Annotated in this window: 13 protein-coding genes; 2 read left to right on the top strand and 11 right to left on the bottom strand. The window is 64.6% G+C overall.

The window, feature by feature from the left end; genetic code table 11:
* Positions 1 to 27: 27 nt before the first annotated feature.
* Both KGR00_RS04825 and KGR00_RS04820 read left to right on the top strand, forming a co-directional pair.
* Positions 28 to 966, top strand: coding sequence for a rhodanese-related sulfurtransferase (locus KGR00_RS04825; RefSeq protein ID WP_129140103.1), 939 nt, complete (start codon positions 28 to 30; stop codon positions 964 to 966).
* Between the two features lie 100 nt (positions 967 to 1,066).
* Positions 1,067 to 1,933 carry a DNA replication terminus site-binding protein gene (locus KGR00_RS04820; RefSeq protein ID WP_129140104.1) on the top strand — a complete coding sequence of 289 codons (867 nt, stop codon included), beginning with the start codon at positions 1,067 to 1,069 and terminating at the stop codon, positions 1,931 to 1,933.
* Positions 1,934 to 1,940: 7 nt separating this feature from the next.
* Here the strand turns inward: KGR00_RS04820 and KGR00_RS04815 are convergent, their stop codons facing one another.
* The 11 genes from KGR00_RS04815 to KGR00_RS04765 all read right to left on the bottom strand — a co-directional run bounded on the left by KGR00_RS04815 (position 1,941) and on the right by KGR00_RS04765 (position 12,890).
* Positions 1,941 to 2,225, bottom strand: a complete 285-nt coding sequence (locus KGR00_RS04815; RefSeq protein ID WP_224417447.1) for a YrhK family protein — start codon at positions 2,223 to 2,225, stop codon at positions 1,941 to 1,943.
* Between the two features lie 61 nt (positions 2,226 to 2,286).
* Positions 2,287 to 3,678, bottom strand: a complete 1,392-nt coding sequence (sthA, locus tag KGR00_RS04810; protein WP_224417448.1) for a Si-specific NAD(P)(+) transhydrogenase — start codon at positions 3,676 to 3,678, stop codon at positions 2,287 to 2,289.
* 219 nt (positions 3,679 to 3,897) lie between these two features.
* A complete protein-coding gene (gene nqrM, locus KGR00_RS04805; RefSeq protein WP_224417449.1) occupies positions 3,898 to 4,155 on the bottom strand; it encodes a (Na+)-NQR maturation NqrM in 258 nt (85 codons plus the stop codon).
* Position 4,156: 1 nt separating this feature from the next.
* Complete coding sequence (locus tag KGR00_RS04800; RefSeq protein ID WP_224424168.1) at positions 4,157 to 5,167, bottom strand: FAD:protein FMN transferase; 1,011 nt, start codon at positions 5,165 to 5,167, stop codon at positions 4,157 to 4,159.
* 53 nt (positions 5,168 to 5,220) lie between these two features.
* Complete coding sequence (nqrF, locus tag KGR00_RS04795; RefSeq protein WP_129140109.1) at positions 5,221 to 6,453, bottom strand: NADH:ubiquinone reductase (Na(+)-transporting) subunit F; 1,233 nt, start codon at positions 6,451 to 6,453, stop codon at positions 5,221 to 5,223.
* A 26-nt stretch (positions 6,454 to 6,479) separates the two neighbouring features.
* Complete coding sequence (nqrE, locus tag KGR00_RS04790) at positions 6,480 to 7,100, bottom strand: NADH:ubiquinone reductase (Na(+)-transporting) subunit E (RefSeq protein ID WP_129140110.1); 621 nt, start codon at positions 7,098 to 7,100, stop codon at positions 6,480 to 6,482.
* Entirely contained in the window at positions 7,101 to 7,769 is a 669-nt protein-coding gene (locus KGR00_RS04785; protein ID WP_129140111.1) for an NADH:ubiquinone reductase (Na(+)-transporting) subunit D, read from the bottom strand.
* Between the two features lie 3 nt (positions 7,770 to 7,772).
* On the bottom strand, positions 7,773 to 8,561 hold the full coding sequence (locus KGR00_RS04780) for a Na(+)-translocating NADH-quinone reductase subunit C (protein ID WP_129140112.1): 789 nt from the start codon (positions 8,559 to 8,561) through the stop codon (positions 7,773 to 7,775).
* Positions 8,558 to 9,787 (bottom strand): NADH:ubiquinone reductase (Na(+)-transporting) subunit B, encoded by a 1,230-nt coding sequence (locus KGR00_RS04775; RefSeq protein ID WP_224417451.1) that lies wholly within the window; start codon positions 9,785 to 9,787, stop codon positions 8,558 to 8,560. Before KGR00_RS04775 ends, KGR00_RS04780 begins: the two co-directional genes overlap by 4 nt.
* A gap of 2 nt (positions 9,788 to 9,789) precedes the next feature.
* Positions 9,790 to 11,142 (bottom strand): Na(+)-translocating NADH-quinone reductase subunit A, encoded by a 1,353-nt coding sequence (locus KGR00_RS04770; RefSeq protein WP_224417452.1) that lies wholly within the window; start codon positions 11,140 to 11,142, stop codon positions 9,790 to 9,792.
* Positions 11,143 to 11,435: 293 nt separating this feature from the next.
* The gene (locus KGR00_RS04765) at positions 11,436 to 12,890 is read right to left on the bottom strand and encodes a glyceraldehyde-3-phosphate dehydrogenase (RefSeq protein ID WP_129140115.1); all 1,455 of its coding nucleotides are present in this window, start codon (positions 12,888 to 12,890) and stop codon (positions 11,436 to 11,438) included.
* Positions 12,891 to 12,987: the final 97 nt, after the last annotated feature.

The raw sequence follows: 12,987 nt of genomic DNA, 5'->3' as shown, positions 1-12,987 counted from the left end.
TACGCGGACGACTCACTGGAGAACGACATGAGCCAGACCATCGTCGTGGCGGCACTGTACAAGTTCGTCACCCTCGAGGATTTCGAAGCCCTGCGCGAGCCGCTGCTCGACGTCATGCGGCGCAACGACGTCAAGGGCACCCTGCTGCTTGCCGAAGAAGGCATCAACGGCACCGTATCCGGTACCCGCGAAGCGATCGACGCCCTGCTCGCCTGGTTGAAGGCGGATTCGCGCCTGCACGACGTCGACCACAAGGAATCCTACTGCGACGCCCATCCCTTCTATCGCACCAAGGTCAAGCTGAAGCGCGAGATCGTCACCCTCGGCGTTCCCGATGTCGATCCCAACCAGCGGGTCGGGACCTACGTCGAGCCCGAAGCGTGGAACGACGTGATCAGCGACCCGGAAGTCCTGGTGATCGATACGCGCAACGACTACGAAGTGGAGATCGGCAGCTTCGAGGGGGCGATCGACCCGCGGACGACGTCGTTCCGTGAGTTTCCCGAGTACGTGAAGGCTCACTACGACCCCGCCCGCCACAAGAAGGTGGCGATGTTCTGCACCGGCGGGATCCGTTGCGAGAAGGCCTCAAGCTACATGCTCAACGAGGGCTTCGAGACCGTCTATCACCTCAAGGGCGGCATTCTCAACTATCTGGAGAAGGTGCCCGAGGAACAGTCGCTGTGGCGCGGCGAGTGTTTCGTCTTCGACAACCGGGTCACCGTGCGTCACGACCTGAGCGAAGGCGAGTACGACCAGTGCCACGCCTGCCGGAGGCCGATTTCCGATGCCGACCGCCAGTCGCCCCATTACCGCCCCGGCGTCAGCTGTCCCCACTGCTGGGACGCCCTCGCCGAGAAGACCCGCGCCCGCGCCGCCGAGCGTCAGCGCCAGATCGAGCTGGCCAGGGCCCGCCGGCAGCCGCACCCCATCGGCCGCGATCCCCGCGCCGCCAACGGCAACTGACGGCACCCGGGCCCGCTGGCCGGGCCCGTTTCCCGGGATGACAGCAGCGTGTCACGGGATTACAGTCTCTCTTTGAGCTAACGGTATAAGGGCGCACGCCATGGAGATCCAGTACCGTCTGATGGCCGAACTCGAGGTCGCCTTCGATCGGCTCGTCGAGACCAGCGAAGCGCTGCTCGACCGCTATGCGGCCCGCCCGCGAGACGCCTGGGCCCTGGCAACGCCCACCCCCGACCGGGAGTGGCTGCGGCGCAGCCTGCTCGACTTCTGGTACCGCGACGGCCAGGACGGGCGCGCCACGCACAGCTACGTGGCGCTGGTCGCCGCCGACGAGGCACTGCTCGAGGCGGTCGCCAGCGTCAACGCGGCCAAGCAGGCCTTCGCCGCCAAGCTCGGCGACATCCGCGAACAGGCCGCCGGCCTGATTCCCGAGATCAAGGCGGTGCTGCCCTTCCGCCATCCCGCCCTCCACGACCACCTGCGCGGCCAGGGGCTGGCCCGGCTGCATCTCAAGCAGTGCTGGCGCCAGATCCCGGTGGCGGATGCCCCGCTCTCCCGGGTCCGACTGGCCTGGTACTCGAGTGGCCGTTCGATCAAGCGGCTCACGGTACGCGAGGCCGAGCAGAAACTGCTGGCGCTGGACAGCGAGGCGCCCCACATCCGCATCCAGCTCGAACGGCTGGCGGGTATTCCCGACCGGGAGCCCCTGGCCCAGGTCCAGAAGCAGGCGCCGGTGATGCGTGGCAACCTGTTCTTCGCCGAGCCGCTCGCCGACGGCCGCGAGCGACGGGCCCTGAACCTGCCGCTGCCGCTGTTCATCCCCGCGCCGGACGGCCGCCTGCCCCACCACAACGAGCCGCTGCCCCGGCCGCCCGAGGGGCGCACGCGCGCCAGGCGCAGCGACGAGCGGCTGGAGGACGAGGTCTTCCTGCCGAGCCTGCGGGTCTACCGCTACCGGAGCGCCTGACGGCGCATCAGTAGTCCTGGTCGCTGCCGGGCAGGCGCTTGAAACGGATGTAGCGGTGCAGGCGAATTATCGGGCGAATCAGCAACTGCACGCTGCCGATGACGAACAGCCAGACGCCGATCGTCTTGAGCGTGCCTTCGAAGAAGAAGCAGACACTGCCGAGGGTGAACCAGACCCCCAGCATGAAGTCGTTGACGATGCTCAGGACTTCATAGCGCTGGTGAATCACCAGCTCCTCGTGGCCGAAGGTAAAGGTCCAGTCGTTGTTCTGCGAATTGCGTTCCTTGCGCATGCTGACCTCCTGTCGCGATGAGACGAAAGGAAACGGCCCGCACGATGGCGGGCCCTAGGGCTCAGAACAGGCGGTTGAGCCCGTTCTGAGCCGCCACCCGATAGGCCTCCGCCATGGTCGGGTAGTTGAAGGTGGTATTGATGAAGTACTTGAGGCTGTTGGCCTCCCCCGGCTGCTGCATGATCGCCTGGCCGATGTGGACGATCTCCGAGGCCTGGTCGCCGAAACAGTGGATCCCCAGGATCTCCAGCGAGTCGCGGTGGAAGAGGATCTTGAGCATGCCCACGGTGTCGCCGGTGATCTGCGCCCGGGCGGTATCCTTGAAGAAGGCCTGGGCCACCTCGTAGGGCACCTTGGCCTCGGTCAGTTCGCTCTCGGTACGGCCCACCGAGCTGATCTCGGGAATCGTGTAGATGCCGGTGGGAATCTCGGTGACGAAGCGGAACGGCTCGTCGAGGAACTCGTCGCTGGCACTGCGCCCCTGATCGTAGGCGGCGCTCGCCAGGCTGGGCCAGCCGATCACGTCGCCCACCGCATAGACGTGCGGGATGGCGGTGCGATAGTGATCGTCGACCGTGAGCTGGCCACGCCCGTTGGCCTCGAGCCCGATGTTCTCGAGACCCAGCTCGTCGGTATTGCCGGTCCGGCCGTTGGCCCACAGAAAGGCATCGGCACGCAGCTTCTTGCCCGACTTGAGATGCACGACGACCCCGGACTCGTCGCCCTCGATCCGCTCGTACTCCTCGTTGTGACGCACCAGCACGCCGTGCTGACGCAGGTGGTAGGACAGCGCATCGCTGATCTCGTCGTCGAGGAACGACAGTAGCCGACTGCGGGTATCGATCAGGTCGACCTTGACCCCGAGCCCCGAGAAGATCGAGGCGTATTCGGAGCCGATCACCCCGGCGCCGTAGATGATCAGCGTGCGCGGCGTGTGCGACAGGCCCAGGATGGTGTCGGAGCAGTAGATCCGCGGATGACGGAAGTTGACGTCGCCCGGCCGATAGGGCCGCGAGCCGGTGGCGACGACGACCTTCTGGGCGCAGAGCTCCTCGACGCCTTCGTGATTGTCGCGGATGACCACGGTGTGCTCGTCGCGAAAGCGCGCCACGCCGAAGAACAGGTCGATGCGATTGCGCGCGTAGAAATTGGTGCGCATCTCGACCTGCTGATCGATGGTCACCCGGGAGCGCTCGAGGACCTTGGGAAACGAGAACCAGCGCGGCTCGCCGATATCGCGGAACATGCGGTTGGTGTTGAACTGCATGATCTGCTTGACCTGATGGCGCAGCGCCTTGGAGGGGATCGTCCCCCAGTGGGTGCAGTTGCCGCCCACGGCGGGCTGCTTCTCGACCACGGCGACCCGCTTGCCGTGCTTGGCGGCATTGATCGCCGCGCTCTCCCCTGCCGGTCCGGTGCCGATCACCACCACGTCGTAGTTATGGACTGCCATCGGTTCTCGTGTCTCCTCGCGCGGATATGGAAGTTAAGAGGGTGTTTACAACAGTCACGAGCGACGGTCAGACAAGGCGAAATCAGCCGAGAAAGCGCAGTTTACGAGTGGGTAAATGAGCATTTCGAGGCTGATTTCAACGCCGTATGGCCTAGCGCAGTAATTTGTAAACATCCTCTGAGGCGTCGCGACGCCGTCCCTGGCGCCTGGTCGGGCCGCCTAGCGGCGCGTGGCGTCGTAGCCCAGGTCCAGACCGCGGCTCTCGTCGGCACGCCGGCGCGCCCGGCCGTTGCGCTTGCGGTTCTCTTCCTCGCAGACCTCGTCCTTGCCGCCGCAGATCTCGCAGCCATCCTTGAGGCCCAGGTTGTTGAGGCCGCCACAGGAACCGCTGATCGGCTTGCGTCCCAGCAGCACGCCGATCGACATCGCCGCGACCAGCAGCAGCATCGCCCCGAACACCAGTAGCCAGGTCGTCATGTCACTCCTCCTCGCCGGTCGTCCGGGCCCCTTCCAGGTAGGGCTCGAAGGCCGGACTCATGCGTGTTTCGAAACCGTCATCGGTTCTGACAATGACATAGACCGCCAGGTTTTCCCGTTCGGCCAGTTTCAGCGCCGCGCTCTCGCCCATCACCGTGAAGGCGGTGGCCAACGCATCCGCCGTGGCACAGCGCTGGGTGATCACCGTCACCGAGGCGACACGGTTGGTGATCGGCCTGCCGGTGCGCGGATCGATGGTATGCGAGTAGCGTACGCCGTTTTCCTCGAAATAGTTGCGGTAGTCGCCCGAGGTCGCCACCGCCGCGTCGCCCAGATCGATGACCCGTTGCACGCTGCGCTCGCTGGACACCGGCTTCTCGACGGCGACCCGCCACGGGCTGCCATCCGGCTTGTGGCCGTGGGTGCGGATCTCGCCACCCACTTCCACCAGATAGCTGTCGATCCCCTGACGCTCCAGGTAATCGGCGACCTGATCGGTTCCGAACCCCTTGGCGATCCCCGACAGGTCGACGTAGACCGGCTTGGTCTTGGTCAGGGTGTCGCCGCGGAGTTCGAGGGCGTGGATGTCGACGCGGGCGAGTGCCTCGGCCAGCGCCTCGGCCTCGGGAGCATGGTCGGGGCGCCCCTGCGGCCCGAAGCCCCACAGATTGACGGCGGGTCCCACGGTGACGTCGAAGGCATCGTTGGATAGTCGGGCGATACGCAACGACTCGCGGATCACCGCCGCGGTCTCCGGCGACAGGAAGAACGGCACCCCCACAGGGTAGCGGTTGAAGCGTGACAGTTCAGAGTCGTCCTTGTAGGTCGACATCAGGTGGTCGACGTGCTCCAGCTCGCGGTGGATGCCCTGGTCGAGGGTTTCCCGGGCCTCGTCGTCGAGCGCCGCATAGACCGTGACGTGGTAGCCGGTGCCGAAGATCGGCCCCTGGAAGCGGTGCGCCGAGACATCGGGCGGGGGATTGCAGCCGGCCAGCGCCAATGCCAGGGTCACTATCAACAACAGGGCCTGGAGGGGCCCTGTCGCGGTCGGTCGGTAGTCTCGGATCATCCGCCGAAGTCGTCCAGCATGATGTTTTCCGGCTCGACCCCCAGGTCGGTGAGCATCTTGATGACCGAGGCGTTCATCATCGGCGGCCCGCACATGTAGTACTCGCAATCCTCGGGCGCCGGATGGTCCTTGAGATACATCTCGTAGAGGACGTTGTGGATGAAGCCGGTCGGCCCCTCCCAGTTGTCTTCCGGTTGCGGATCGGAGAGCGCCAGGTGCCATTCGAAGTTGTCGAACTCCTCGGCCAGCTGGTCGTACTCCTCGTTGTAGAAGGTCTCGCGCCAGGAGCGCGCCCCGTACCAGAACGACATCTTGCGCTTGGACTCGAGACGCTTGAGCTGGTCGAAGATATGGCTGCGCATCGGCGCCATGCCGGCGCCGCCACCGATGAAGACCATCTCGGCGTCGGTATCCTTGGCGAAGAACTCGCCGAACGGCCCCATCACCGTCACCTTGTCGCCCGGCTTGAGGTTGAAGACGTAGGTCGACATCAGCCCCGGCGGATGATTGGTGTTGGGCGGCGGCGTGGCGATACGGATGTTGAACTTGAGGATGCCCTTCTCTTCCGGATAGTTGGCCATGGAGTAGGCGCGGATCACTTCCTCGTCGTTCTTGTGGGAGACGTTGAACAGCCCGAACTTCTCCCAGTCGCCCCGGTACTCCTCCTCGATGTCGAAGTCGGAGAACTTGATGTCGTAGGGTGGCGCCACCAGTTGCACGTACCCCCCGGCGCGGAAGGCGACTTCCTCGCCCTCGGGCAGCCTGAGGTTGAGTTCCTTGATGAAGGTGGCGACGTTGGGGTTCTCGATGACCTCGCATTCCCACTTCTTGACGCCGAAGACCTCCTCGGGGACCTCGATCTTCATGTCCTGCTTCACCGGCACCTGGCAGGAGAGCCGCCAGCCCTCCTTCTTTTCACCCATGGTGAAGTGCGACTCCTCGGTGGGCAGGATCGAGCCGCCCCCGTCCAGCACCCGGCACTTGCACTGGGCGCAGGAACCGCCGCCGCCACAGGCGGACGACAGGAAGATGCCGTTCGAGGCCAGGGTCTGCAGCAGCTTGCCGCCCGCCTGGGTGGTCAGGGTGTTCTCGGGATCCTCGTTGATCTGGATCGTCACGTCCCCACTGCTCACCAGCCGGCTGCGCGCGGCCAGAATGATCGCCACCAGGCCAATGACGATCACGGTGAACATGACGACGCCGAGCACGATAATCGATGTATCGACCATGTCGAATTCCTATGTTCTCGTTGTGCTTACAGCTGGATGCCGGAGAAAGACATGAAGCCCAGCGACATCAGTCCCACGGTCAGGAAGGTGATGCCCAGGCCGCGCAGGCCGGCGGGCACGTCGCTGTACTTGAGCTTCTCGCGGATGCCCGCCAGCGCGGCGATCGCCAGCGCCCAGCCGGCGCCGGCGCCGAAGCCGTAGATCACCGACTCGCCGAAGCTGTAGTCGCGCTGCACCATGAACAGCGAGGCACCCAGGATCGCGCAGTTGACGGTGATCAGCGGCAGGAACACGCCCAGGGCGTTGTAGAGCGCGGGCACGAACTTGTCGAGGAACATCTCCAGGATCTGCACGATCGCCGCGATCACGCCGATGTAGCTGAGCAGGCCCAGGAACGACAGGTCGATGTTCTCGGCGCCCGCGATGCCGGTCCAGGACAGCGCCCCCTCCTCCAGCAGGTAATGGAGGATCAGGTTGTTGACCGGCACGGTGATGGTCAGCACCACGATCACCGCCACGCCCAGGCCGATGGCCGAGGACACCTTCTTGGACACCGCCATGAAGGTACACATGCCCAGAAAGAAGGCCAGTGCCATGTTCTCGACGAACACGGCCTTCACGAACAGGCTCAGATAATGTTCGAACATTTACACGGCCTCCTTGGCCTGGGTATTGGCCGTGATCTTGAACTCGTTCTCCTCGACCTGTTCCGGGTTGAGGCTGCGCAGCCCCCAGATGATCAGGCCGATCACGAAGAATGCCGAGGGCGGTAGCAGCAGCAGACCGTTGGTGACGTACCAGCCGCCGTCGTTGACCGGCTGCAGCACGGTGAAACCGAAGATCGAGCCGGAGCCGAACAGTTCGCGGAAGAAGCCCACGGCCAGCAGCATCGCGGCATAGCCGAGACCGTTGCCCACCCCGTCGAGGAAGCTCATCACCGGGCCGTTCTGCATGGCGAAGGCCTCGGCACGGCCCATCACGATGCAGTTGGTGATGATCAGACCGACGAACACCGAGAGCTGCTTGGAGATCTCGTAGGCGTAGGCCTTGAGTACCTGATCGACCACGATGACCAGCGAGGCGATGATCGTCATCTGCACGATGATACGAATCGACGACGGGATCTGGTGACGGATCAGGGAAACGAAGAAGCTCGAGAACGCGGTAACCGCGATGACCGCCAGCCCCATGACCAGCGAGGTGTTCATGGAGTTGGTGACCGCCAGCGCGGAACAGATACCCAGGATCTGCAGGGCGATCGGGTTGTTCTTGAAGATCGGCGTGGTCAGCACGCCTTTGGGCGTATAGGCAGCCATGGCTTACGCTCCTTGCGTCGTGTCGCGGAACCGGGCCAAGTACTCGGCGAAGCCTTCGTCACTCAGCCAGAATTGCAGCAGATTGGTGACCCCCTTGCTGGTCAGCGTGGCGCCGGAAAGCGCGTCCACCTTGTGGACGGCGTCTGGCGTCTGGGGGCCGACCCCGCCCTTCACCAGCTTGATGGCGGGATCCATGCTGTCCTCCGGGTAGATCTTCTTGCCATCCCACAGCGCCTTCCACTTGGGATTGTCGACCTCACCGCCGAGCCCCGGCGTCTCGCCCTGATCGTAGAAGGACAGGCCGACGACGGTGTTGCCGTCACCCTTGAGGGCCAGATAGCCGGACATCAACGACCAGAGCCCCTGCCCGCGAACCGGCAGGATGATCTCGTCGGGGCTGTCGGGGTCACCCACCAGATATACCGTAGCGTAATTTTCCCGACGTCCGATACCCGCGAGATCCTCGGCACCGGACAGGGTGCGCGACTGCGCGGGATCCTTGGCGGCCTCGAACTGGTTGAAGGTCTCGGGATTCTTGCCCTCGGCATACTCGCCCGTCTTGAGGTCGACGACACGCGGCGTGATCAGCTCGTCGTACTGGTCACGGATGTCCTGGCCGGGCTTGTAGAGCTCGGCGACCTGGAGCAGGTTGCGCATGCGGTCCTGCTCCTGGTTCTTCGCCTGGGTGGGACGCAGCACGACCGCAGCCGATGCCACCACCACGGAGCAGACGATGCACAGCGCGAACGCGACCGTGAGAGTCTTCTTGACGGAGTTGTTGCTGGCCATCAGGCGGTCTCCTTGCTCATCGCAGCGGCCGCTTCACGTTTCTGGCGACGCTTGATATTGGCCTGCACCACGAAGTGGTCGATCAGCGGGGCGAACAGGTTGGCGAACAGGATCGCCAGCATGATGCCTTCGGGGAAGGCGGGGTTGACCACCCGGATCAGCACCGTCATCACCCCGATCAGGGCGCCGAACACCCATTTGCCGGTATCGGTCATCGAGGCGGACACCGGATCGGTGGCCATGAACACCATGCCGAAGGCGAAGCCGCCGACCACCAGGTGCCAGTACCAGGGCATGGCGAACATCTGGTTGGTATCGGAACCGATGGCGTTGAACAGCGCGCTGGTCGCCACCATGCCCAGGAAGACGCCGAGTATGATCCGCCAGGAGGCGATCTTGGTCCCTACCAAGATCAGGGCGCCGATCAGGATCGCCAGCGTCGAGACCTCGCCGATCGACCCGGGAATGAAGCCCAGGAAGGCGTCCATCCAGCTCATCTGCTGATGCAGGGCGCTCATGCCGTCGGCATAGGTGGTGGACAGGGCCGTGGCTCCGGTATAGCCGTCCGCCGGCACCCACACCGAGTCGCCGGAAATCTGCGCCGGATAGGCGAAGTACAGGAAGGCACGCCCGGTCAGTGCCGGGTTGAGGAAGTTCTTGCCGGTGCCGCCGAAGACTTCCTTGCCGATCACCACGCCGAAGGTGATGCCCAGCGCCACCTGCCACAGCGGGATGGTCGCCGGCAAGATCAGGGCAAAGAGCACCGAGGTGACGAAGAAGCCCTCGTTGACCTCGTGACCGCGCTTGACGGCGAACAGCACTTCCCAGAAACCGCCAACCACGAAGGTCACCAGATAGATGGGCAGGAAGTAGGTCGCGCCGAGCACGAAGTTGTCCCACCAGTTGGCCGGATCATTGCCCCCGGCCAGCAGCATGGTCGCCGCCTCGCGCCAGCCGCCCAGCACGCCGTAGCCGTCGGCGATCGCCTGGTTGGCCTGCAGGCCGACGTTGTACATGCCGAAGAACATCGCCGGAAAGGTGCAGAACCAGACGGTGATCATGATCCGCTTGAGATCGATCCCGTCGCGAATGTGCGAGGTGGTGCGAGTGACGTCGGGCGGCGAGTAGAAGATGGTGTCCACGGCCTCGTAGAGCGCGTAGAACTTCTCGTACTTGCCCCCCTTGTGAAAGTGCGGCTCGAGATTGTCGAGTGTCTGTCGGATGCCCATCTTCAAGCCTCTTTCTCGATCGTGGTGAGATTGTCGCGCAGGATGGGGCCATACTCGTACTTGCCGGGGCACACGTAGGTGCACAGCGCGAGGTCTTCCTCATCCAGTTCGAGACAGCCGAGCTGCATCGCCATTTCGATGTCGCCGACGATCAACGAGCGCAGCAACTGGGTCGGCAGGATGTCCAGCGGCATCACCGTCTCGTAGGCCCCCACCGGCACCATGGCGCGCTCCGAGCCGTTGGTGGTGGTGGTCGGGGCATAGTCGCGCAGCCCGGTGAACCGCGACAGGTAGATGCCCAGCACCGAATGACGGTTGCGTCCCGGCGACAGCCAGCCCATGAAGGCGCGCTTGTTGCCCTCCTCGAGCAGCGTGACCTGGCGATGGAAACGCCCCAGGTAGCTCAGCGCCCCCTCGGCGACCTTGCCGCCGAACACCGAGCCCGAGATCACCCGCACATCGTTGTCGGCCTTGGCGATCTCGCCATCGAGCAGTTCGCGCAGGCTGGCCCCCAGGCGGGTGCGTACCAGACGCGGCTTGGCGGCGAGCGGCCCGCCCAGGGCGACCACGCGGCTGACGTCGAGCTTGCCGTCGGCGAACAGCTTGCCGATAGCGATGACGTCCTGGTAGCCCAGATGCCAGACCTGACGGGTCAGGCTCACCGGCGACAGGTGATGGATATGGGTGCCGGGGAGACCGGCCGGATGCGGCCCCTTGAAGCTCTCGCTACGTACGCCGGCCACATCGCTGCCGGGGAGCTCGGCATCGGGGGCGTGACAGAGGAACACCGCCCCTTCGGTCAGTCGCTTGAGTACCTTGAGGCCGTTGCTGAACGCCTCGGGTTGCTCATTGACGATCGGTGCCGGGTCGGCGGCGAGCGGATGGGTATCGATCGCGGTGACGAAGATGCTCGCCGGCTCGGCGTCGAGGGCCGGCGTCCGCGAGAAGGGACGCGTGCGCAAGGCGGCCCACAGCCCCGACTCGACCAGTTGATCGACGACGGTCTGCCGCTCGAGACGCTCCAGCGCCTCGGCGCCATGGGCGGTGAAGTCGGCCGACTCCTCGCTGTCGTCGACCTTGATCACGACCGACAGCAGGCGCCGCTTCTCGCCACGATTGATCTCGACCACTTCACCGGCAGCCGGCGCCGTGAAACGCACGCCCGGGATCTTCTTGTCGGTGAACAGCAGTTGGCCGAGTTTCACCCGGTCCCCCTCCCGGACCTCCATCGTCGGCTTCATGCCGACGTAATCGGTGCCCAGGACGGCCACGTGACGCACCGGCCGCGCATCCTCGATACGCTGCTCGGGCGCCCCCGCGATGGGGAGATCCAGGCCTCGTTTGACTTCGATCATAGTCTCGCCCAGTTATCGAATCTGATTAGCAAGGAAAGGGGTTCGAGGCACGGCATGGTGACGCCGCCGATACGCGAGCTGGCGACGCGAACGGTAAACAGTCACGGTGCTCGAAGGCTTTTCTTATCAGAAGGTTTTACTGTACAGCCCGTGGCCATACGGACCGCGCCAAAAAATCGCAGCCATTATAAAGAGACACTGATCGAAAGGCCACCGGCGCGGGCGGCCGCCTCCCGGACGAGAGGCGCGGAGAGGCCGGCCGCCCGACGGGGCGACCGGCCGCGCAGGGCCCGTCAGTCGCGGGCGCGGGGCAGGTAACGGAAGCGCACGTTGGACATCGACTGCAGGATGCGCACCACCTGACAGCTGTAGCCGAATTCGTTGTCGTACCAGACGTAGAGCACGGCGTTGGTGTCGTCGGCGATGGTCGCCTTGGCGTCGACGATGCCGGCATGGCGGTTGCCGACGAAGTCCGACGACACCACCTCGGGCGAGTCGACGTAGTCGATCTGCTTCTGCAGCGGCGAATCCAGCGACACCTCGCGCAGGTAGTCGTTGAGACGCCCGGCGTCGGCCTCGCGCTCCAGGTTCAGGTTGAGGATCGCCATCGAGACGTTGGGCGTGGGCACGCGGATCGCGTTGCCGGTGAGCTTGCCCGAGAGTTCCGGCAGCGCCTTGGCCACGGCCTTGGCCGCCCCGGTCTCGGTGAGCACCATGTTCAGCGGCGCACTGCGCCCGCGACGATCGCCCTTGTGGTAGTTGTCGATCAGGTTCTGGTCGTTGGTGTAGGAATGCACCGTCTCGACGTGGCCGTGGCGGATGCCGAATTCGTCGTTGACCGCCTTGAGCACCGGCACGATGGCGTTGGTGGTGCACGATGCCGCCGAGATGATGCGATCCGCGTCGCCGATGTCGTCGTGATTGATGCCGTAGACGATGTTCTTGACGCTGCCCTTGCCCGGCGCGGTGAGCAGGACCTTGGCCACGCCCTTGCTCGACAGGTGCTGCGACAGCCCTTCGTCGTCGCGCCACTTGCCGGTGTTGTCGACGACAATGGCATTGTCGATGCCATAGGCGGTGTAATCGATCTCGCTGGGCGAGTCGGCGTGAATCACCTTGATGTAGTGGCCGTTGGCGATCAGCGCGCTGTTGTCGTGGTCGACGCTGATCGAGCCGGCGAAGGGCCCGTGCACCGAGTCGCGACGCAGCAGGCTGGCCCGCTTCTCGAGGTCGTCACCGCCGCCGCGCACCACGATCGCGCGCAGACGCAGCAGGTTGCCGCCGCCGGCCTTCTCGATCAGGATGCGCGCCAGGATACGCCCGATGCGCCCGAAGCCGTAGAGCACCACGTCCTTGGGTTCGCCGCCCATGCCGTTGGTCTCGTGGCCCCCCACGATCTCGGCGAGCTCCTCGCGCAGGAACGCCTCGACATCGCTGCGACCGCTGCGCTTGAAGGCCACCGCCAGCTTGCCCAGGTCGATGTGCGCCGGGGCCAGCTCCAGATCGAGCATGGCCCGCACCATCGGCAGCGTATCGCGCACGGACAGCTCGGTACCCTCGACCTTCTTCACGTAACGGTGGTTCTTGAGAATACGGATCACCGAACGAATGATCAGCGAACGGCCATACAGCGAAGGCACCACGTTGTACTTGCGATACAGCTGACCGAGCAGCGGGATCATCTCTTCGGCCAGCGCCTCGCTGTCCTGCCATTCCTGAAAACAGGTATCGAGCATGTCTTGACTCACGTAGTCGCCTCTCACGGAATCGCGTTGAAAATGATGCGTTCATTATCCTTGCCGACTCACGAGGACCGCAATCGCTGTATGGTCGCACTCGCTGTAG

Origin of the sequence: Modicisalibacter sp. MOD 31.J (assembly GCF_020147985.1) — a bacterium.
Classification (GTDB): domain Bacteria; phylum Pseudomonadota; class Gammaproteobacteria; order Pseudomonadales; family Halomonadaceae; genus Modicisalibacter; species Modicisalibacter coralii.
This window is presented reverse-complemented; position numbering and strand designations above follow the sequence as displayed.

Bases quoted from the DNA above. Each gene is read 5' to 3' on its own strand.
- KGR00_RS04785 (WP_129140111.1), bottom strand. From the start codon at position 7,769: ATGGCTGCCTATACGCCCAAAGGCGTGCTGACCACGCCGATCTTCAAG.
- sthA (WP_224417448.1), bottom strand. From the start codon at position 3,678: ATGGCAGTCCATAACTACGACGTGGTGGTGATCGGCACCGGACCGGCA.
- KGR00_RS04815 (WP_224417447.1), bottom strand. From the start codon at position 2,225: ATGCGCAAGGAACGCAATTCGCAGAACAACGACTGGACCTTTACCTTC.
- nqrM (WP_224417449.1), bottom strand. From the start codon at position 4,155: ATGACGACCTGGCTACTGGTGTTCGGGGCGATGCTGCTGCTGGTCGCG.
- KGR00_RS04770 (WP_224417452.1), bottom strand. From the start codon at position 11,142: ATGATCGAAGTCAAACGAGGCCTGGATCTCCCCATCGCGGGGGCGCCC.
- KGR00_RS04775 (WP_224417451.1), bottom strand. From the start codon at position 9,787: ATGGGCATCCGACAGACACTCGACAATCTCGAGCCGCACTTTCACAAG.
- nqrF (WP_129140109.1), bottom strand. From the start codon at position 6,453: ATGGTCGATACATCGATTATCGTGCTCGGCGTCGTCATGTTCACCGTG.
- KGR00_RS04825 (WP_129140103.1), top strand. From the start codon at position 28: ATGAGCCAGACCATCGTCGTGGCGGCACTGTACAAGTTCGTCACCCTC.
- nqrE (WP_129140110.1), bottom strand. From the start codon at position 7,100: ATGTTCGAACATTATCTGAGCCTGTTCGTGAAGGCCGTGTTCGTCGAG.
- KGR00_RS04820 (WP_129140104.1), top strand. From the start codon at position 1,067: ATGGAGATCCAGTACCGTCTGATGGCCGAACTCGAGGTCGCCTTCGAT.